Here is a 19575-nt window from a genome sequence, read left to right on the forward strand (position 1 = left end):
GATAGGTCTGAGGTGGAAGCGTGGTGACACGTGGAGCTGACAGATACTAATAGATCGAGGACTTAACCTATATTCTAATGTGAAGCATGGACGTTGTTATCTAGTTTTGAGAGAACATTTTTAAAATATCTCTTGATTTATTTTCAATACATAGTATAATATCTTTTGTCACTAAATTGTCTGGTGATGATGGCGAAGAGGTCACACCCGTTCCCATACCGAACACGGAAGTTAAGCTCTTCAGCGCCAATGGTAGTTGGGGGTTTCCCCCTGTGAGAGTAGGACATCGCCAGGCTTTCTTCATTCCGCAGTAGCTCAGTGGTAGAGCTATCGGCTGTTAACCGATCGGTCGTAGGTTCGAATCCTACCTGCGGAGCCAATTTGGAGAGCTGTCCGAGTGGCCGAAGGAGCACGATTGGAAATCGTGTAGGCGGTAAACCCGTCTCAAGGGTTCGAATCCCTTGCTCTCCGCCACAAGATACATATAATAGATGGCCCGTTGGTCAAGCGGTTAAGACACCGCCCTTTCACGGCGGTAACACGGGTTCGAATCCCGTACGGGTCACCATTTTATAGAATATATACCAGCATTTTTTTCCGGAGGATTAGCTCAGCTGGGAGAGCATCTGCCTTACAAGCAGAGGGTCGGCGGTTCGAGCCCGTCATCCTCCACCATATCTTTTATATTGTCGCGGGGTGGAGCAGTTCGGTAGCTCGTCGGGCTCATAACCCGAAGGTCGCAGGTTCAAATCCTGCCCCCGCAACCAAACTTTTTATTTTTATATTGGTCCGGTAGTTCAGTTGGTTAGAATGCCTGCCTGTCACGCAGGAGGTCGCGGGTTCGAGTCCCGTCCGGACCGCCATTTATACATATTCATCATATTGATGTTGGCTCGGTAGCTCAGTTGGTAGAGCAACGGACTGAAAATCCGTGTGTCGGCGGTTCGATTCCGTCCCGAGCCACCACTATTTGCCGGTGTAGCTCAATTGGTAGAGCAACTGACTTGTAATCAGTAGGTTGGGGGTTCAAGTCCTCTTGCCGGCACTGTTTTTCAAATGTGGAGGGGTAGCGAAGTGGCTAAACGCGGCGGACTGTAAATCCGCTCCCTCCGGGTTCGGCGGTTCGAATCCGCCCCCCTCCACCATTTTTAGGGGCATAGTTTAACGGTAGAACAGAGGTCTCCAAAACCTCCGGTGTGGGTTCGATTCCTACTGCCCCTGCCAATTATATGATTTATAACATCTATGGCGGTTGTGGCGAAGTGGTTAACGCACCAGATTGTGGCTCTGGCACTCGTGGGTTCGATTCCCATCAATCGCCCCATTTTATTATTGGGCTATAGCCAAGCGGTAAGGCAACGGACTTTGACTCCGTCATGCGTTGGTTCGAATCCAGCTAGCCCAGTTGATATGCGGAAGTAGTTCAGTGGTAGAACACCACCTTGCCAAGGTGGGGGTCGCGGGTTCGAATCCCGTCTTCCGCTCCAATAATGGCGGCATAGCCAAGTGGTAAGGCAGAGGTCTGCAAAACCTTTATCCCCGGTTCAAATCCGGGTGTCGCCTTTTTTTTTGAAAAGACTGCCGGGGTGGTGGAATTGGCAGACACACAGGACTTAAAATCCTGCGGTAGGCGACTACCGTGCCGGTTCAAGTCCGGCCCTCGGCACCATTGTTTTTTATTATAAGTTGCGCTCTTTAAAGATCATGCCGGTGTGGCGGAATTGGCAGACGCGCACGACTCAAAATCGTGTTCCTCACGGAGTGCCGGTTCGACCCCGGCCACCGGTACCACATCGCGGGTGTAGTTTAGTGGTAAAACCTCAGCCTTCCAAGCTGATGATGAGGGTTCGATTCCCTTCACCCGCTCCAACTTACATACTGATAAATTGACTGACTGCTAATGAAAATTAGCGGTCTTTTTTGCTTTTATGTACATGATTATTGAAGGCAAAGTCAAATTCCTATGGTCATATGCACCCTTTCATTAAAACAATTTATTTTTGAGGGAATGATGAAAAGATGAGAAGGAACAATCAGCTATCAACAAAAGACATTGACTTAATTATAGACAATGTGGCAAATGAGAAGAGAAGATTGAATTTAAAGGAGCATTAAAGCTATTTATTGAGGACTGTGAAATAAAATCTGAGCCTTTAGAGGAAAGGAGGGGCAGGGTGTTACTAGCTCAATATGAAAAAGAAAAAGTGAAAGCCATATTTGATTATCATAATCTATGTGATGATGTGCTTTATGTTGAATTGTTATACCTTTAGAGCCTCTTATTAAACTAGAATTGGAATCCGAACCAGATCAAATTAGTTGGATTTATAAAACTTTAATGAAAAATCAGTATGATAAGGAACATGTCCTTATGTTTAGGATCATTACAGTGGATTCTAGCGTTTATTATATGTTATGCCATATTCGTTTTATTTCTAAATGATCTTGGCTAAAGTGTTTCAATACATAGACATCTGGATTGCTGAGCTTCTCCCACTCATTGAATCCAATGTTCGAATCGGCGTGTTTGAGGAGCAGGCTCATGATATTGCCGTGTGTAACGAAGAGGGTATGATTTTCTTCTACTTCTATTTGTTCGTAGAGAGCCTCTACTATTCGGTTCATTGCTTCTTGACTTGATTCTCCGCCTTCATATGTGATGTGTAAATCCGAAAAACTGAGCTTTAGCTTCTCATACCAATCATCCATCGGCTTTCTACTTAACACACGTTCAGAGAGACGCTCATCTATTTTTATCTTAAGTTGTTTTGCATGGGCGAGCGGCTCAATGGTTTGGATGGCTCGTTTATAGGGACTTGAGATGATCTTATTGAGGTGAATGCCGGAAAAGAACTGAGCCAGCGCGAGTGATTGAGTGATGCCTTGCTGCGTTAAAGCCGCATCTTTCAATTGTCCATCTGCTTGGCAGTGTCTGACTTTCATGGGATTACACCTTTCATTGAGTATTGGATGAGCATTCACGAAGGTCTAGGTTAATTTGTTCGTATCTGTATCTTTATATGGATCGATGAGCTTGGATGTGAGGTCTAAGTTGAACAAAAAGTCATCTACGTGGTCTGTACCAAAGGGAAATGTGGAAAAGTTGATTGGGATGCTGCCTTCTTGCTTTTCTGAAGTGATCGACTGATTGTTTTGCTTTTTTCTCCAGTTCTTAAACAAGCTCATGTAAGCTACCCTTTTCTAAGAAAAAGATGGATTTATGCTAATAATACGAGGAAGTTGTACAAGCGTCAATCCTTTTTCAAATAGGTCTATTCATTTGATTCCCTATGGTGGTGTCACTTCAATTGAAGGGAAATTTGAATCAGCTTGACTTCATTTAAGACATTGATCATCCGCTGGAACATTTTGTAAATAAATTTACAAAATCGAAATCACTGCTCCGTCTAAAAGACAGGTTTTTGTGCTTCTTCTCATATGTCTTGAAGCTCTCTATCCTCTGTATATGGATGGATATGTGATACCAGCAAGAATTCATCTGCACCTTTTGTACTCTGGTACCTGAAGTGGAACAATGGATTCCTTATGTAATTGTGCCTGTTTTTTCCGTAACCCATCTTCTTCTGTTACCAGTAGAGTCTCACCTTCGGTTGTGATGGCCATTTTCCTTCCATGCAATCAGTGGAATCGAATCGGTACAAAAGATTCTTTACCTGCGCCTACTCCAGAAGGTCCTGTGACCTCAATAATCTTAATCTATATCTTTATCACACCGTACATTGATAGGAGAAATCGTGTCACAATAAAGAAGAAAATTAAGAAGTAAGGGTAGAGTTTTGTATAAATTTGGGTAAACGAGTCAAAAAGCCTAGGTTATTCATCCTTTTCTTTATAATTACTTTGACACGATTAGATGAAAAAAGTAAAGTAGTACTAAGTAATTTACAAAACACTCTTCATTCACTGAAACATGAAGTGTGTGTAAATTTTATTTTTTTTGAAACTTATGATGCTTCTCATACGTTATATTAAAGGAACTCCTTGGTCTGCCGGAGACAAAGCATTGGAATGCTTGGCGAAGAAGATTTACATTTGCAAAATGAATGTAAATTTTTTATGAATTCATTTATATCAATTTGTTAATAGAAAGAAGAGGTATTATGAAAAAAATATTTTTGAACAAATATAGCTTTTTTGTATTGGCTGTCCTTTTATTCTGGGCAAAATCGTATACAGCCTACAAGATGGACTTTAATTTAGGAGTAAAAGGTTCTTTTCAAGAGGGACTTCTCTTATTAAATCCATTTAGTTCAGCCATTGTGTTTTTGGGACTTGCTCTCTTTTTAAAGGGGCGTAAATCGGCTATTGTTTTAATTGTGATTGATTTTATTATGACCGGACTTTTATATGCAAATGTAGCGTACTACCGTTTCTTTGATGACTTTTTAACTTTCCCAACAATGAAGCAAGCAGGAAATCTTGGAGGAGGCATGACAGACGGTGTGTTATCAAGTATTAAGCCGCATGACATTTTGTACTTCCTTGATATCTTGATCTTGATTGCCATTGTGATTTGGAGACCGGAAATCAAGAAATTCCAAATGAAAAAGACATTTGCATTGCTTATTGTTGCAGCAGGTGTCGGCCTGTTCTTTGTCAACCTTCATTTAGCTGAAAAGGATCGTCCAGAATTATTAACAAGAACTTTTGATCATAAGTATATTGTTAAGTATTTAGGCGTCTATAATTATGCGATTTATGATGGGATTCAATCGGCGCAAAATGCAACACAGGTTGCAAATGCGAGCAGTGATGATTTAACGGATGTTGTGAACTATACGGCTTCTCACTATGCAAAGCCAAATGCAGAGTATTTTGGCAAAGCGAAAGGTAAAAATATCATTAAAATCCATTTAGAGAGTTTTCAGTCGTTTTTAATTGATTACAAGCTAAATGGGGAAGAAGTTACGCCGTTTTTAAACAAACTGGCTCATGGGGAAGATGATTTTACGTATTTCGATAACTTCTTCCATCAGACAGGTCAAGGAAAGACAGCGGATGCTGAACTGATGATGGATAATAGTATGTTTGGCTTGCCAGAGGGTGCAGCGTTTGTGACAAAAGGGGAAAATACCTACCAATCACTTCCTGCAATTTTAAATCAAAAGGAAGATTATACAAGTGCAGTTCTTCACGGGGATTATAAATCTTTCTGGAACCGTGACACCATTTATAAGCATATGGGAATTGATCAATTCTTCGATGCCTCTTATTACAATATGGATGAAGAAAATCTTGTGAATATGGGACTGAAGGATAAGCCGTTCTTTAAAGAGTCAATCCCAATGTTAGAATCATTGAAAAAACCATTTTATGCACACTTAATGACACTGACTCATCACTATCCATTTAATTTAGATGAGAAAGATGCCACTATTCCAAAAGCAACAACTGGCGATAAGACAGTAGATAATTATTTTCAAACAGCAAGATATTTAGATGAATCATTAGAGCAATTCTTTAAGGATTTGAAAAAATCAGGTCTGTATAAAGACTCAGTTATTTTATTATATGGTGACCATAACGGTATTTCTGAGAACCATAACCGTGCAATGAGTGAAATTCAAGGAAAAGAAATTACACCGTATCAAAATGCACAAAATCAGCGTGTACCGCTGATGATTCGTATTCCTGGTAAACAGGGCGGCGTGAATCATACGTATGGCGGTGAAATAGACGTGATGCCAACGCTTCTCCACTTACAAGGTATCGATTCAAACGAGTTCGTGAATTTTGGGACAGATCTATTTTCAAAAGAACATGATCAAACAGTTGCATTCCGTAGTGGAAACTATGTGACACCAAAATACACACTTGTAGATAATACTGTCTACGACACGAAAACGGGTAAAGTGATGAAGCAAAATAAAAAGACAGAGGCGATCAAAGCCCGTGTAGATAATCAGTTAAGTCTTTCAGATAAAGTGCTTTACAGGGATCTTCTTCGATTCCATAAGCTATCTGATTTTAAACCAGTGAATCCATCTGATTATTTCTATGGTAAAACAAACAAAACGCAAGAAGCGGATTCTTCTGCTAAGTAACTAAGTTTTGGGCAAGCACAGGAAAGGTGCTTGCCTTTTTCTCTCTCATAGCTTGATTTATTGGCAAAATATGTTTATATTTTAAGTAGCTGACGAAACTCATTTTGTCCTAGTGGATTTCAGGAGGAGCTTATGATAACAAATACAAAAACACAAAAAAAGAAATCAGAATTATGGGGCTGGATCAAGGCCATCTTAATTGCATTCATTGCTGTTTTTATCATTCGTAATTTTATATTTGCGCCGTATATTGTCAAAGGGTCTTCTATGGATCCGACATTGCATAATACAGAGCGGGTCTTTGTGAATAAAACCGTCGATTATTTCGGTGATTATAAACGAGGACAGATCATTGTACTTGATGGGGAAGACCGCAGCACTCATTACGTGAAACGATTGATTGGTTTACCAGGTGATAAAATTGAAATGAAAAATGACCAGCTGTACGTCAATGGTCAAAAAGTGGCGGAGCCTTATTTAGCGTCAAACAAAAAGAAAGCAGCCGCAGATGGCACCTTGTTGACGCCTGATTTCGGTCCTCTTACAGTCCCGAAAGGAAAGTATTTTGTCATGGGTGACAATCGCCAGAATTCAATGGACAGCCGCAACGGTCTAGGTCTTTTTACAAAGAGTGATATTCAAGGGACAACATCATTTGTGTTTTATCCTTTCCAAGATATTCGGTTACTTAATCAATAAGAAAAAAGCACACTGTCGTGTGGTTCAGACCGTAGACAAACCCTACCTTTACTTCAAGTAAAAGTGGGGTTTTCACTTATTTTGATAAAATTTATCAGTTGTCTTACCCTGGACATGGTCGTCTCCATGTCCAGTTTGCTAGCTTTTTGAGATTCATGGCAGCGAAAATAAGCATCGCCTGCATCATTCGAGTGCTTGATACAGATTATGATGGGAATCACGTGATAGGAGAAAGACGCATCACAAAACCAGGTCAGAATTTGAGATAACAGATGAGTTGTTGTTGACAGAAGGATAAGATTGAAATCAAAAGAAGCAAAGGACCACTCTCTTTTTGGTTTTCCTTCTTGTATTAGCAAGGTGTGATCAAGCAGCGGTTGGTTCAGAAAACAATGTAAAAGAGATTAATGAATGCAGCATAGTCTAAGCCCATTGCTTTTAGCAAAGGAAGAAGGCATGAGAGTAAAGTGGGGTGAGTTTCAAAGCGCCCTTCCCCAATTTGAAGGGCTTGGCGCTAATCAATTAGATTTTTCATAGGAAGAGAAGAAGGAACGAGTGATGAAGAAGGAAAGGTTTTTTTCAATGAACTTTCTTGTATATACATATTTTAAGTGACAAGAGAAGAAGGAAAATATGCTCACTCTTTTGTTAAAATTATCGGTAGATATTTCATAATTGGTGTAATAACGACATGTAATTAGGACTTTTATATCTGATATATCGGAGGAATTCTTTCTATCTCACAAAAAAGAAAGAATATATAGAAGAGATGAAGATAAAAGACTATTTTAAAATAGAGGAAAAAGATGGTTTGTTTGACATTGTTTAGGTTCGTTGGTTCTAATGGAGTGATGAAATCTAGTGAAAAAGAGAGGGTTTGTGCATTAAAAAGGAAATAATTGAATAAAAGATCCCATTTTACCCAAAGGTGTGTTCTTGTCAAAAATGGGATCTTCTGTTGATGTTTGGAGTGTGACACCTATGATACGATCAGTTCATCATAAGATGGGAGGTGAAAATTATGACTTATGCAGCACCGCAAGTAGATTATTCCACTATGGAACCTGCTATTATGGACCAAGCTTGGTTCTTAGTATTTGTTGCAGTCCTTCTGGCATTGGGAGCAACAGTTGTTCTAGGAGCAGCAATTTGGTGTTTAGCAAACGGCAACGGTAGCTTTACAGGAGGCGTTCGGTGGGAAAGTGGCTTACACGTTAATATTGAATGTAAGTAGCTCTACTTAGGATTCATCTTCTTACTTCTAAGGTATGACACCAGGGCTAAACCGTCTGTGGCGGGCGGTTTAGCCTGATCTGTTTTAATGAATATACAGCCACTTGGAGGTTAAATGTTTACGATCGAGAATTTAACTAAGACGTATAAAAATAATGTAACTGCTATCAATGATTTTCATTTAAAGATCGCTCCTCATCAAATTGTTGCTGTTGCTGGTCCGAATGGATCCGGTAAAACAACGATGATTAACTGTACACTCGGGATCATTAAGCAAACAGAAGGAACGATTCACATAAAGGATGTGACAAATGATAATCCATCCTTTAAAAAACAAGTAGCCTATGTTCCAGATGATCTGCTGCTCCCTGAAGCATTGACTGGTGCTGAATATTTAGATTTTGTTTCCTCTATGTATGAATGTAAAACAAATCATAGAAGAAATCAACTAATTGAATTGTTTGACATGGATTCAGCTTTATCAAGACCTATCGAAACATATTCACATGGTATGAAAAAAAAGACACAGCTGATTGCCGGCTTTATGCTTGATAGTCAATTGGTGATCATGGATGAGCCCTTTAGAGGACTTGATATTGAAGCGGTTATAAACACAAAGAAACTCATGAAGCGTTATGCCAAGCACCATGGTGCGATCTTGCTTTCAACGCATGATATGCTTTCAGCGGAAGAGCTGTGCCACAAAATCGCCATTATTTCAAAGGGAAATAAAATGGATGAAGGAACAGTTTCAGCATTAAAAGAGAAGTATCAATCTAGCACACTGGAACAAGTGTTTCTGAAAGCTTCAATGTTAAGTGATAGGGGTGCACATTTTGATGAAATCATTAATCATTTCTAAAATGATGCTTAAAATGTGGCAGCAGGAGATGTATAAGCTCTTTGATACTCAAACGAAGCGAATCATTGTGGTCTTATTCTTTTTGTTTGCAGTCACAATGGGAGCCATCATCGGATACAGTTTTACAGGTGTCTTTATAAAGTCTTTCTTAAATGGAGATGAACGTTCACTTGGACTGTTGGTTGTGTCAATGGCGATCAATGTATCCATTTTTACAAGCCTGTTGTTTGTTCTGATCAAGGTCAGAACGCCCGAACAGGACCGGTTTTCTATGCAGCTTAGCTGGTTTCCGCTTTCGACATTTCAGAAAAGCCTTGGATACTTCATTCCGATGGTGACAGTGGTGGCAGGGCTTGTTTTATTCTTTATCGGTGTCTTGCTTTTACCTAATTTTATTGCCAAAGGGATCGGTATTTTCTTTATTCTCACTTTCTTCTTGATGGTGCTTTTACAATCGCTGTTTGTCCTAACACTTTTGCAGTTCATTTACAACATGACCTATTTGCTCGTTCTAAAATTTAAATTACCATTGCAAAAATTTGCAGCGATATTTGTTTTATTGGTGCTAGTTGTTGCGTATGGAATGACGCATTTTGACATCAGTAAAATTCAGCAATCATATATACAGTTTGATTATCATTTGATGTATTTTACAGCCCCATTTTTCCTTGCGGGACAAGGGATGTCTCCTCAAGGAGTAAATTATGCGATTTTGATTCTGTTCATCCTATTATCCGCAGGCGGTGCGTTTTTTTCTCTTGCTCTTATGCCGATTATGGTAGAGAAAAAAGCATTAACTTTTTTAAACAAACTACCATTCTCGTCTTCAAAAAAGTGGTCACTCATTGTAAAGGAAATCAAATCACAGGTGAGAAATGAAGAAAACATTTTAAACTTTCTCGTTCTCCTTATCGTGATCTTATTTATCCGCTATCAGTTTGCTTTCCGCTTTGAAGGAGAAGCCTTTTTTGTACTATGTGCTCTAGCTGGATTAACAGCCTTTAATTCATTTGGCAATGATAAACGAATGCTTGGAATGTATAAAACATTTGGTCTAAGGTCGTGGGAAGTGGCTCTGTATAAGTTTATCGGCCTTCTGCTTGTTGGAGTGATGCAAATTGCTTTATTCATGCTCACAACACTGACGCTCCCTGATCAGATTTTGAACGTATTGATTGCTGCTGCAGTCTTGTGTAATGCAATTGCTCTCTTTTATGTCGTGGGTATTTTACTTCCCCTTGATCGAAATAATCCATACACGGGCATTTTTTCGTTTGGAGTGCTTATTTTAATCATGATTCCAATTTTATTTATTGGAAACTACGTCATAGGGGAGTCAAGCCAAATGCTTCAGTGGTTGCTAGTGGCAGGATTTGAAGGTCTGCTCATCTTTGCCATATACAAAGGTTTTTCATGGAGGTATTCACATGATTCAACTTCTTAACAGTAAGCTAAAGATCGAGCGGGTACCGGCTATTGCTCCGTATGTCACCTTACAAAAAAGGCATCTGACTGATACCCAGTATGGAAGCACACTCCCGATTAATGAGAGTGCATATCATATGTTAACGAAAGTTGACGGCAAGAGGACAGAAGCGAATATAACGGCAGAGCTCGCCGATTTGTTTCAGGTCGATGAGTCTGTAATTGCCCGTGATTTCTATCAACTAATGATGAGTCTAAATCAGCATCATTTGCTGTCTATCCATTATCAATCGCCATATCGGGTGGTCACAGCCTGCTATCAATTTTTTAAGCAGTATCAAGTAAAGATGAAAGAGCGGTTTGATTGCAGTGGTCACTCATTCCTTCAAATATTGGGGACGGCCTTGCTCATGGTGATGCGTAAAATCATCTTTTTCTGGGTGCTCTTTATGGTGATGGCAGGAATCGCCTTTTTATTCATTCCTGATCCATCGATTGTAGTCATCGCGATTTATTTTTCCATTATTTATTTCGGATTAATTACTGGGACAGCCTTGCATGAGGCGGCACATGGATATGCACATCGGAAGTTTGCAGGACGGGATGGCCCACAAGGCTTTTTTGCGAGCGATATGATGTCCGTGAAGTTTGTGAGACCCGTATTAGATCCATTTCAGAAAAAGCAGGTATGGATTACACTACTTGGGCCACTTCTGCCAGGTGTGATCGGAGCATTAGGAGTCATTGTGACCGTTTTATTTCTGAAAGAGAATCCAATCTCAACAGGTTTTTTCATTTTTTCAATTACGTATTTGATTCAATTACTCTACCTTCTTCCGTTTATGGGAGATGGTAAGTCCATTATGAAGCAGTTATTGGTTCGTGGAATGGGAGGTCAACGATTATGAACGTTCAGGCAATGAAACAAGGCGCAATTGTTGGTGGTTTTCTAGGTTTCTTAGGCTTTCCAATGCTGACTATTGGTGTACTGTTCTATCATTTATTTCAATCAAAAACGAATCATGAATTATTATTTAATAGTCTTGCCTTTGAGATGGAAGGCTCGTCAGCTTTTACTTTTCAGATCAAACCAAACTTTTTTATTTATATGATTGTAATTTTTGCTGTGAGTTTTCTGATTGTGGCACTGCTGTCAGTAATGAAACAGAAAAAAGCGAAAGATTAGGAGAACCCTCCTAATCTTTTTTTTGTATACTCAACCAAATTTTAGTATAATGTAGAACCAAAATCAAAGGGGATATCAATGTAGAAATGGAGCATTCTTTGAATGTGCCCTTTCAATTATATCATCAGAAAGATATATACGAATCACAATTTAGTATTTGGTTAGACAAAAAGAATGATGGAATGACGAAAGCAACTTCAAGTTTTCCGTTTAAAGTAGATGATTATGTTTTTTCTGCACAATCTGAATCTGTCAAAGTGCTTCAGGAGAAAAAGCATTGATTGTGTATAGAGCTGCAATTGGCAAAGATGGCTCTTGAAGAAATGGAGAAGAACCTGGAGCAAGTGTTGAAGAATATTTCGCATGCGTATTTTGTACAGCTAGATAAATAACTATCGTAATATATATACGGAAAATGAAGTTTTTTGACGAAAAATCTTCATATTCTGTTGACGAATTCTTAAGAAAGTTGTAATATAATAAAAGTCAACACAATGACATTGGCTTTCAAAGATGGATGCGGGTGTAGTTTAGTCGTAAAACCTCAGCCTTCCAAGCTGATGTCGTGAGTTCGATTCTCATCACCCGCTCCAATACATAATTTTGTTTATAACGCAGTGTTTCGTTTCATAGATAAACGAAGTGTTGCGTTTTTTATTATGTCAGTATAATGTGAAAAAGCGCTGTCAGACTACAGTGCTTTTTCAATGAGTTCATAGTTGCTTTCTCCACCATGTATTTGTACAAACATTTTCGTCAAGGATTGTATAAGAGCTTCACTCTTTTCCCAGGAAATAGATGGCCGGAAAAGAATGATTTGAAGGATATTCTTTGTATCTTGAGAAATTTGTGCTTTACTTGTTTGAGAAAATAACCCTTTAAGCCCTTCACTGTCCTGCCATTCGATGTGATCAGAACTATTTTTTGACAGTAAAACAGGATCTTTGAGACGATCAGCATCTAGTGTAAGGATGGGTAAGAAATATTTTAATGAGAAAAATATCGACAAATCCTGTACGGAATTGGTCGAGTCCATAAATTGTTCCTTTTGAATATTAGAAAGAAGTGGAAGAAAAGGGACGTCTTCTAAAAGATCAGTCCATTCTTTGATCGCTGATACTTCTTCTAAGGTTTTATCCTCGTAATCAAAAAACAAAGATTCTTGAAACAGGCGTAATCGACCTTTTAACATTTGAGGCGATTTACCGACTTCAATCTGTGAATATTCAATTTGTCCAACATGAATAGACGGGCTTTGGGGATGAGATATTTCCATATGTATCTTCACAGTGACTCACTCCAATCGGTCATGATACACTCGTATTATACTTTAAACAACAGAAGAAACAAAGAAAGGAGGGGTGCAAGGTGATTCATGTTGGAAAATTAAAAGAAGAATTGATTCAATATGCGAATGAAATTGGTGTCGATAAAATTCGATTTGCAAGTGCTAATACATTTGATTCATTAAAAGACCGCCTTATCTTACATGAATCATTAGGGTATTTGTCGGGCTTTGAAGAGCCTGATATTGAAAAAAGAACAAACCCTGCTTTGTTGCTTCCAAAGGCCAAATCAATTGTTGCAATAGCGCTCGCTTATCCTTCCAAAATGAAAGATGCTCCTCGAAGCACAAAGGATGCGAGAAGAGGTATCTTTTCCAGGGCGTCATGGGGTACGGATTATCATGTTGTACTGAAAAAAAAGCTCGATATGCTCGAGGAATTTTTGAGAAGCAAACATGAAGATATACGAACGAAATCAATGGTGGATACAGGTGAACTGTCTGATCGTGCTGTAGCAGAACGTGCTGGCATTGGCTTTAGTGCAAAGAACTGCATGATTATTACACCTGAGTTCGGATCTTATGTGTACTTGGCTGAAATGATCACAAATGTCCCATTTGAACCGGATGAGAAAATGGAAGACCAGTGCGGAACGTGCAATAAATGTGTGGATTCGTGTCCAACAGGTGCCTTAGTGAATCCAGGACAGCTTAATTCTCAAAGGTGCATTTCGTTTTTAACGCAGACAAAAGGGTTTTTACCTGACGAGTTTCGGTCGAAAATAGGGAATCGATTGTATGGATGTGATACGTGCCAAACGGTCTGTCCAATCAATAAAGGAAAAGACTTTCATTTGCATCCTGAAATGGAGCCGGACCCTGAAATTGCAAAGCCGCTCTTAAAGCCGCTGCTTACGATCAGCAATCGTGAGTTTAAGGAGAAGTACGGTCATGTTTCGGGATCTTGGCGTGGGAAAAAGCCTATTCAAAGGAATGCGATTTTGGCACTTGCTCACTTTAAAGAAACCTCTGCGTTGCCAGATTTAGTTAAACTGATGCATAAAGATCCAAGGCCGGTCATTCGAGGAACGGCCGCTTGGGCTATTGGCAAAATTGGCGATCAGCAGCAGCTTTCAGAACTGGAAAAAGCCCTTGAGCGGGAAAGTGATGAAGAAGCGAGACAAGAGATTGTAAAAGGGGTTGAGTTCTTACAGACACCTTTAAATACTAAATAACATCCCTATGAACATAGAATGAACCAAACAGAGATTTTAAAAAAAGTTTGGTGGTGTCTGTGTGAAACAATTATTAGAGCAAACGTTAGAAGATAGGCTGGAGTATTTATTAAATGGCAGTGCGATCAAACAGCCACAGCTTATTTCTGATGTGGAAGCAGTAGAACGAAAAAAAGAGCTTTTCGCTAGAAGACAGGTTGAGATTGTAAAAGTGAAAGCAAAAGCAAAGCTTCTGCATTCAACGATTCAGGATGATGGAGCTCAGCATGTGCAATATCTTGCTCATCTCACTTATGTCTGTAAGGATGTAGACGATTCTTTTTATTTAGAGGAACATGTTGAAAAAAGAGAAGCGTTTCTTTATAACAACATGCTTGTGAAAGATCAAATGGTGCAGGGAAAATTGCAGAAGGAAGATGAGGTAGATAAACGCTTCCAAAACGAGGAACAATTCGGGAGAGCCTTTCACTATGATCGACGAGCAGCCGTGCAATACGCGGAGACGTACTGGAATAAAAGGAATCCAGCCTACAAAAATTTTGAGGATAACTGTACAAATTTTATTTCACAATGCTTGAAAGCAGGGAATGCGCCGACGAGAGGATATCCGAATCGGGGTTCTGGCTGGTGGGTGCGTCCACATACGTGGAGCTATAGCTGGACGGTCGCTCATTCGATGAAAAACTATTTAATGAATTCTAAGGCAGGTTTAAGAGCGAAGAAGGTTAAAGAGGCACAGGAGCTTCAAATCGGTGATGTCATTTGCTACGATTTTGAAGGTGATGGAAGGTATAATCATACAACCATTGTCGTTGATCATGATAAAGGCGGAATGCCACTTGTCAATGCACAGACGTATGACAGCCGTATGCGTTATTGGTCATATGAGGATTCGACAGCCTATACACCAGCTATTCGTTATACGTTTTTTCACATTTTGGACGATGCCGGGAAGGGTAGTTAATGGTATAATGTTGAGCGGAAAAGAAAATTTAGAGGTGAACTTTTTTGGGATTTCATGTCGTTTTATATCAACCAGAGATTCCAGCTAATACTGGAAATATTGCGCGTACATGTGCAGCAACAAATACAACACTCCATCTGATTCGTCCGCTTGGCTTTTCGACAGATGACAAAATGCTAAAGCGTGCAGGACTTGATTATTGGAAATATGCCAATGTCGTCTATCATGATTCATTGGATGAATTGTTTGAGGCTCATCCGAAGGGACAATTTTTCTATATCACGAAATTTGGCCAAAAGCCTCATACAATGTTTGATTACTCTCAGCTAGATGAAGACTATTTCTTTGTCTTTGGCAGGGAGACGAGTGGATTGCCGAAAGATTTAATTGAACGAAATATGGACCGTTGTCTTCGTTTGCCGATGACAGAACATGTTCGCTCACTTAATCTCTCGAATACGGCGGCTATCCTTGTTTATGAGGGGCTTCGCCAGCAGCAATATCGAGATCTCATATAAGATCATGATCAAAGCCGAGTTAGGTATCGTGGCTTTATTTATGAGAGATAAGAATATGTTGAAAAATGGGTATTGGAATAGATTGTGATCACGTTTTCAAAAAAGGAATAATGAGCTGAAAAAGCTACTTTTCATTAGTGCCATTAGCTCAGCTACTTTAATAGAGACCATTCCAGTCAGTATTCTAGGTCTCTCTCAGACCCAGGAAATAGTAGCAGCAAAATTATTTAAAGGATGGCGGGCGTACTTATATCAAAAGTAATGGATTTATATTTGTCACAAAAATTCAACTCCCTTCCACGATAATGTGTGTCAAATAGGTGTCAGGTAATAAAGTTGATATGCAAGTGCTGAAAACAACGAACTAAATGAAAAAAGGATGTTCCGCTGATGGAACATCCTTTTTTTCATTTACCAGGCTTGCCTTCGTAGCCAGCTGTGAAAATGGATACTAAAAACGTAATGATGACGCCCATCATAATGACCGTTCTCATATAAGCTCCCCCTTATCCCTTTGTTCCTTCGCTGCCGGTTTCATATGTTGTGAAGTTCGTCTTGAAAAGCAGAAGAAGAAGATCTTTTTTCTCCTGTTTTTCCTTTATTATGAAGGGTCTTGCGGATGGTTGTCAATTCAGTTCAGCAATTCGTCATTTTGAAGAACGAAAGCATGTAATAGGACACCTCCGCATAGATTGTAAAACAGTATCTGATTTCTAGCTTCAATCTTGAAAGAGGAGGTTCACATGGATATTTTAAAGAAAATTGAACAGCACAGAGAAGAAGAGCAGCGTCTTCAATGGGAAGGCACATTCAGCGATTATTTAGATATTATTAAAGATAATCCACTTGTCGCTCAATCTGCTCATTCTCGCATTTATCATATGATTAAAGCCAGCGGGATTGAAGAGAAGAATGGGGTCAGAACCTACAAATTTTTTGATCAAGAGCTTTTTGGATTAGAGGAATCACTGGAAAGGCTAGTAGAAGAATATTTTCATCCTGCTGCTAAGCGATTAGATGTGAGGAAGCGTATTTTATTGTTGATGGGACCAGTAAGTGGCGGAAAATCTACGCTTGTGACAAGGCTGAAAAGAGGGCTTGAAGAATATTCACTGACAGATGATGGCGCAGTCTATGCCATCAAAGGCTGCCCAATGCATGAAGACCCGCTTCATCTGATTCCGCAAAATCTGCGGGAGGATTTCTATAGTGAATATGGCATTCGTGTTCAGGGGAATTTGTCGCCTCTGAATATGATGAGACTGGAAGAGGAATATGGCGGCCGAATTGAGGATGTAAGAGTGGAGCGGATTTTCTTCTCAGAGGATAAACGAACCGGCATCGGTACCTTCAGTCCGTCTGATCCGAAATCTCAGGATATTGCCGATTTAACAGGAAGTATCGATTTTTCAACTATTGCTGAATTTGGCTCAGAATCGGATCCTCGTGCGTACCGGTTTGATGGGGAACTCAATAAGGCAAACCGCGGAATGATGGAGTTTCAGGAGATGTTAAAGTGCGATGAGAAATTTCTATGGCATCTTCTTTCATTAACCCAGGAAGGAAATTTTAAGGCAGGCCGTTTTGCCTTGATTAGTGCGGATGAACTGATCGTTGCACATACGAATGAAACCGAGTATCGGTCGTTTATTTCAAATAAGAAGAATGAGGCGCTGCATTCACGAATGATTGTGATGCCGATTCCTTATAATCTAAAGGTGACAGAGGAAGAACGTATTTACCATAAAATGATTTCAGAAAGTGATGTCTCAGATGTTCATATTGCACCGCATACCCTGAAGGTGGCGGCTATGTTCTCCATTTTGACAAGGCTAAAAGAGCCGAAGCGGTCTGATATTGATTTGGTCAAAAAAATGCGTCTGTATGATGGGGAAAGTGTCGAAGGCTTCCAATCTGTTGATATTGAGGAGATGAAAAAGGAATGTCATGACGAGGGAATGAGTGGAATTGACCCACGGTATGTAATTAATAGAATTTCATCCACTATTATTCGAAAAAATATGGAATCGATCAATGCACTGGATGTCCTTCGTTCCTTAAAAGAAGGGCTCGATCAGCATCCGTCTATCTCGAGCGAAGATCGTGAGCGTTATTTGAATTTCATTTCTGTCGCGCGTAAAGAGTATGACAATATCGCGAAGAAGGAAGTTCAAAAGGCATTTGTTTATTCCTATGAAGAGTCTGCGAAAACGCTTATGGATAATTACTTAGACAATGTCGAAGCTTACTGCAACAAAAACAAGATGCGTGATCCATTAACTGGTGAAGAAATGAATCCTGATGAAAAGCTCATGCGTTCAATTGAGGAACAGATCGGTATTTCTGAAAACGCCAAAAAGGCATTCCGTGAAGAGATTCTTATTCGAATTTCGGCTTATGCGAGAAAGGGCAAACGCTTTGATTATAATTCCCATGAGAGATTACGAGAGGCAATTCAGAAAAAGCTGTTTGCTGATCTAAAAGATGTGGTGAAAATCACGACCTCGACGAAAACACCAGATGAACAGCAACTGAAAAAGGTAAATGAAGTAGTGGCTAGATTGATTGATGAATATGGCTATAATTCAACAAGTGCAAATGAACTCTTAAGATATGTAGGTAGTCTTCTGAATCGTTAATAAATGAAGGAGGCATTATTGGCGCACATCCGCACCGGTAATGTCTTTTTTAGAAATAATCGTCATTTCAACAGCAGGCAGCATAGGATAAAGGAATCGATGGTTAGAAGAATTGTGCAAATAGGTGAGGAGGGGAATGAATGTCCCGGCAAGAAAAAAGTCAGTGTATTGTTTCTCAGGAAGACTGGTCCCTCCATCGAAAAGGCTATGACGACCAGCAGCGTCATCAGAAAAAAGTCAAAGAGGCGATTAAAAACAATTTGCCGGATCTTGTTACTGAGGAAAGTATCATTATGTCTAATGGCAAGGATGTTGTCAAAATTCCGATCCGGTCATTAGATGAATATAAAATTCGGTACAACTACGACAAGAATAAGCATGTGGGTCAAGGGGATGGAGACAGCCAGGTTGGAGATGTTGTCGCGCGTGATGGATCAGACAGTAAGCAAGGGAAGGGAAAAGGGCAAGGCGCGGGAGATCAAGCAGGTGAGGATTATTACGAAGCGGAAGTCTCATTAATGGATCTAGAGGAAGCACTGTTTCGTGAACTAGAACTGCCCAACCTTAAACAAAAAAAGCTTGACGACATCATTGTCGAGCAAATTGAGTTCAACGATATTCGCAAAACGGGTTTAACAGGAAATATCCATAAAAAACGAACGATGCTGTCTGCATTTAAACGAAATGCGATGACCGGAAGCCCTTCTTTTTATCCAATCTACCCAGAGGATATCAAATATAAAACGTGGAACGAAGTGACCAAACCAGAGTCGAAAGCCGTCGTTTTGGCGATGATGGATACGAGTGGAAGTATGGGACTTTGGGAAAAATATATAGCCAGGAGTTTTTTCTTTTGGATGACACGTTTCTTACGGACAAAGTATGAGACGGTCGATATTCAATTTATTGCCCACCATACGGAGGCGAAGGTAGTAGATGAGGAACATTTCTTCTCGCGGGGTGAGAGCGGGGGCACCATTTGCTCGTCTGTCTATCGTAAGGCACTAGAGCTCATAGATGAACGTTATCCACCATCACGATATAATATTTATCCTTTCCATTTTTCTGATGGTGATAATCTGACCTCCGACAATGCACGGTGCGTCAAGCTTGTTTCTGAGATTATGAAAAAAGCCAACCTATTCTGTTATGGTGAAGTGAATCAGTATAACCGACATTCCACGTTAATGTCCGCATATAAACATATTCAGGATGAGAAATTTAAGCATTATATTTTGAAGAAAAAATCAGATGTTTTTCTCGCATTAAAAAATTTTTTTCATCAGGAAGAAGTTCTTTCTTAAATGAACATTTGAAAAAACCTTTCAGCATAATGGCTGAAAGGTCAGACCGTAGACAAACCCCACCTTTACTTCAAGTAAAAGTGGGGTTTTCACTTATTTTGATAAAATTTATCAGTTGTCTTACGCTGGACATGGTCCTTTCCATGTCCAGTTTGCTAGC

Annotated in this window: 16 protein-coding genes, 18 tRNA genes, 1 rRNA gene and 1 pseudogene; 33 read left to right on the plus strand and 3 right to left on the minus strand. The window is 39.7% G+C overall.

Annotated elements, in window-relative coordinates:
* Window positions 1–179: 179 nt before the first annotated feature.
* The 18 genes from rrf to LC033_RS14345 all read left to right on the plus strand — a co-directional run bounded on the left by rrf (window position 180) and on the right by LC033_RS14345 (window position 1869).
* Window positions 180–295: ribosomal RNA gene (gene rrf / locus LC033_RS14260) — 5S ribosomal RNA — on the plus strand.
* A 9-nt stretch (window positions 296–304) separates the two neighbouring features.
* Window positions 305–379, plus strand: a tRNA-Asn gene (locus LC033_RS14265).
* Window positions 380–383: 4 nt separating this feature from the next.
* Window positions 384–474, plus strand: a tRNA-Ser gene (locus LC033_RS14270).
* 19 nt (window positions 475–493) lie between these two features.
* Window positions 494–568 (plus strand) — tRNA-Glu (locus LC033_RS14275).
* A gap of 31 nt (window positions 569–599) precedes the next feature.
* Window positions 600–675, plus strand: a tRNA-Val gene (locus tag LC033_RS14280).
* A 15-nt stretch (window positions 676–690) separates the two neighbouring features.
* Window positions 691–767, plus strand: a tRNA-Met gene (locus LC033_RS14285).
* A gap of 19 nt (window positions 768–786) precedes the next feature.
* Window positions 787–863: transfer RNA gene (locus tag LC033_RS14290), tRNA-Asp, on the plus strand.
* 27 nt (window positions 864–890) lie between these two features.
* Window positions 891–966: transfer RNA gene (locus LC033_RS14295), tRNA-Phe, on the plus strand.
* 6 nt (window positions 967–972) lie between these two features.
* Window positions 973–1045, plus strand: a tRNA-Thr gene (locus LC033_RS14300).
* A 15-nt stretch (window positions 1046–1060) separates the two neighbouring features.
* Window positions 1061–1145, plus strand: a tRNA-Tyr gene (locus LC033_RS14305).
* Window positions 1146–1150: 5 nt separating this feature from the next.
* A tRNA-Trp gene (locus tag LC033_RS14310) sits at window positions 1151–1224 on the plus strand.
* 24 nt (window positions 1225–1248) lie between these two features.
* Window positions 1249–1324, plus strand: a tRNA-His gene (locus tag LC033_RS14315).
* Window positions 1325–1333: 9 nt separating this feature from the next.
* Window positions 1334–1405, plus strand: a tRNA-Gln gene (locus tag LC033_RS14320).
* 7 nt (window positions 1406–1412) lie between these two features.
* Window positions 1413–1487 (plus strand) — tRNA-Gly (locus LC033_RS14325).
* A gap of 5 nt (window positions 1488–1492) precedes the next feature.
* Window positions 1493–1563: transfer RNA gene (locus LC033_RS14330), tRNA-Cys, on the plus strand.
* A gap of 17 nt (window positions 1564–1580) precedes the next feature.
* A tRNA-Leu gene (locus LC033_RS14335) sits at window positions 1581–1669 on the plus strand.
* A gap of 37 nt (window positions 1670–1706) precedes the next feature.
* A tRNA-Leu gene (locus LC033_RS14340) sits at window positions 1707–1791 on the plus strand.
* A 4-nt stretch (window positions 1792–1795) separates the two neighbouring features.
* A tRNA-Gly gene (locus LC033_RS14345) sits at window positions 1796–1869 on the plus strand.
* A gap of 537 nt (window positions 1870–2406) precedes the next feature.
* Here LC033_RS14345 and LC033_RS14350 read toward each other — a convergent pair.
* Both LC033_RS14350 and LC033_RS14355 read right to left on the minus strand, forming a co-directional pair.
* Complete coding sequence (locus LC033_RS14350; RefSeq protein WP_226569533.1) at window positions 2407–2943, minus strand: histidine phosphatase family protein; 537 nt, start codon at window positions 2941–2943, stop codon at window positions 2407–2409.
* 45 nt (window positions 2944–2988) lie between these two features.
* The gene (locus LC033_RS14355) at window positions 2989–3186 is read right to left on the minus strand and encodes a hypothetical protein (protein WP_226569535.1); all 198 of its coding nucleotides are present in this window, start codon (window positions 3184–3186) and stop codon (window positions 2989–2991) included.
* 935 nt (window positions 3187–4121) lie between these two features.
* Here LC033_RS14355 and ltaS point away from each other — a divergent pair.
* The 10 genes and pseudogenes from ltaS (at window position 4122) to LC033_RS14405 (ending at window position 12063) form a co-directional block, all read left to right on the plus strand.
* On the plus strand, window positions 4122–6065 hold the full coding sequence (gene ltaS, locus LC033_RS14360; protein WP_226569537.1) for a lipoteichoic acid synthase: 1944 nt from the start codon (window positions 4122–4124) through the stop codon (window positions 6063–6065).
* 132 nt (window positions 6066–6197) lie between these two features.
* Window positions 6198–6764: a signal peptidase I gene (lepB, locus tag LC033_RS14365; protein ID WP_226569539.1), complete on the plus strand. Its 567-nt coding sequence runs from the start codon at window positions 6198–6200 to the stop codon at window positions 6762–6764.
* A gap of 334 nt (window positions 6765–7098) precedes the next feature.
* Window positions 7099–7298, plus strand: a pseudogene (locus LC033_RS14370) (aliphatic sulfonate ABC transporter substrate-binding protein); the annotation flags it as partial.
* Between the two features lie 487 nt (window positions 7299–7785).
* On the plus strand, window positions 7786–7998 hold the full coding sequence (locus LC033_RS14375; RefSeq protein WP_226569541.1) for a hypothetical protein: 213 nt from the start codon (window positions 7786–7788) through the stop codon (window positions 7996–7998).
* A 114-nt stretch (window positions 7999–8112) separates the two neighbouring features.
* Window positions 8113–8859 carry an ABC transporter ATP-binding protein gene (locus LC033_RS14380; RefSeq protein ID WP_226569543.1) on the plus strand — a complete coding sequence of 249 codons (747 nt, stop codon included), beginning with the start codon at window positions 8113–8115 and terminating at the stop codon, window positions 8857–8859.
* Complete coding sequence (locus LC033_RS14385) at window positions 8837–10303, plus strand: hypothetical protein (protein ID WP_226569545.1); 1467 nt, start codon at window positions 8837–8839, stop codon at window positions 10301–10303. Before LC033_RS14380 ends, LC033_RS14385 begins: the two co-directional genes overlap by 23 nt.
* Window positions 10287–11192: a PqqD family protein gene (locus LC033_RS14390; RefSeq protein WP_226569547.1), complete on the plus strand. Its 906-nt coding sequence runs from the start codon at window positions 10287–10289 to the stop codon at window positions 11190–11192. Before LC033_RS14385 ends, LC033_RS14390 begins: the two co-directional genes overlap by 17 nt.
* Window positions 11189–11470, plus strand: a complete 282-nt coding sequence (locus tag LC033_RS14395; protein WP_226569549.1) for a hypothetical protein — start codon at window positions 11189–11191, stop codon at window positions 11468–11470. The genes LC033_RS14390 and LC033_RS14395 overlap by 4 nt, the downstream gene beginning before the upstream one ends.
* Window positions 11471–11556: 86 nt before the next feature.
* Window positions 11557–11751: a hypothetical protein gene (locus tag LC033_RS14400; protein WP_226569550.1), complete on the plus strand. Its 195-nt coding sequence runs from the start codon at window positions 11557–11559 to the stop codon at window positions 11749–11751.
* 238 nt (window positions 11752–11989) lie between these two features.
* Window positions 11990–12063, plus strand: a tRNA-Gly gene (locus LC033_RS14405).
* A gap of 98 nt (window positions 12064–12161) precedes the next feature.
* Here LC033_RS14405 and LC033_RS14410 read toward each other — a convergent pair.
* Window positions 12162–12758, minus strand: coding sequence for a hypothetical protein (locus tag LC033_RS14410; protein WP_226569552.1), 597 nt, complete (start codon window positions 12756–12758; stop codon window positions 12162–12164).
* An 83-nt stretch (window positions 12759–12841) separates the two neighbouring features.
* Between LC033_RS14410 and queG the strand changes: the two genes are divergently transcribed.
* From queG to yhbH, 5 genes are all read left to right on the plus strand, one after another.
* Window positions 12842–13990, plus strand: a complete 1149-nt coding sequence (queG, locus tag LC033_RS14415) for a tRNA epoxyqueuosine(34) reductase QueG (protein ID WP_226569562.1) — start codon at window positions 12842–12844, stop codon at window positions 13988–13990.
* Between the two features lie 61 nt (window positions 13991–14051).
* Window positions 14052–14954 carry an amidase domain-containing protein gene (locus tag LC033_RS14420; protein WP_226569554.1) on the plus strand — a complete coding sequence of 301 codons (903 nt, stop codon included), beginning with the start codon at window positions 14052–14054 and terminating at the stop codon, window positions 14952–14954.
* Window positions 14955–14998: 44 nt separating this feature from the next.
* Entirely contained in the window at window positions 14999–15472 is a 474-nt protein-coding gene (gene trmL / locus LC033_RS14425) for a tRNA (uridine(34)/cytosine(34)/5-carboxymethylaminomethyluridine(34)-2'-O)-methyltransferase TrmL (protein WP_226569556.1), read from the plus strand.
* 743 nt (window positions 15473–16215) lie between these two features.
* Complete coding sequence (locus LC033_RS14430; RefSeq protein WP_226569558.1) at window positions 16216–18111, plus strand: ATP-dependent protease PrkA; 1896 nt, start codon at window positions 16216–16218, stop codon at window positions 18109–18111.
* 140 nt (window positions 18112–18251) lie between these two features.
* Window positions 18252–19415, plus strand: coding sequence for a sporulation protein YhbH (yhbH, locus tag LC033_RS14435; RefSeq protein WP_226569560.1), 1164 nt, complete (start codon window positions 18252–18254; stop codon window positions 19413–19415).
* The last annotated feature ends 160 nt before the right edge of the window (window positions 19416–19575 follow it).

Origin of the sequence: Bacillus stratosphericus (assembly GCF_020524495.1) — a bacterium.
Classification (GTDB): domain Bacteria; phylum Bacillota; class Bacilli; order Bacillales; family Bacillaceae; genus Bacillus; species Bacillus stratosphericus_B.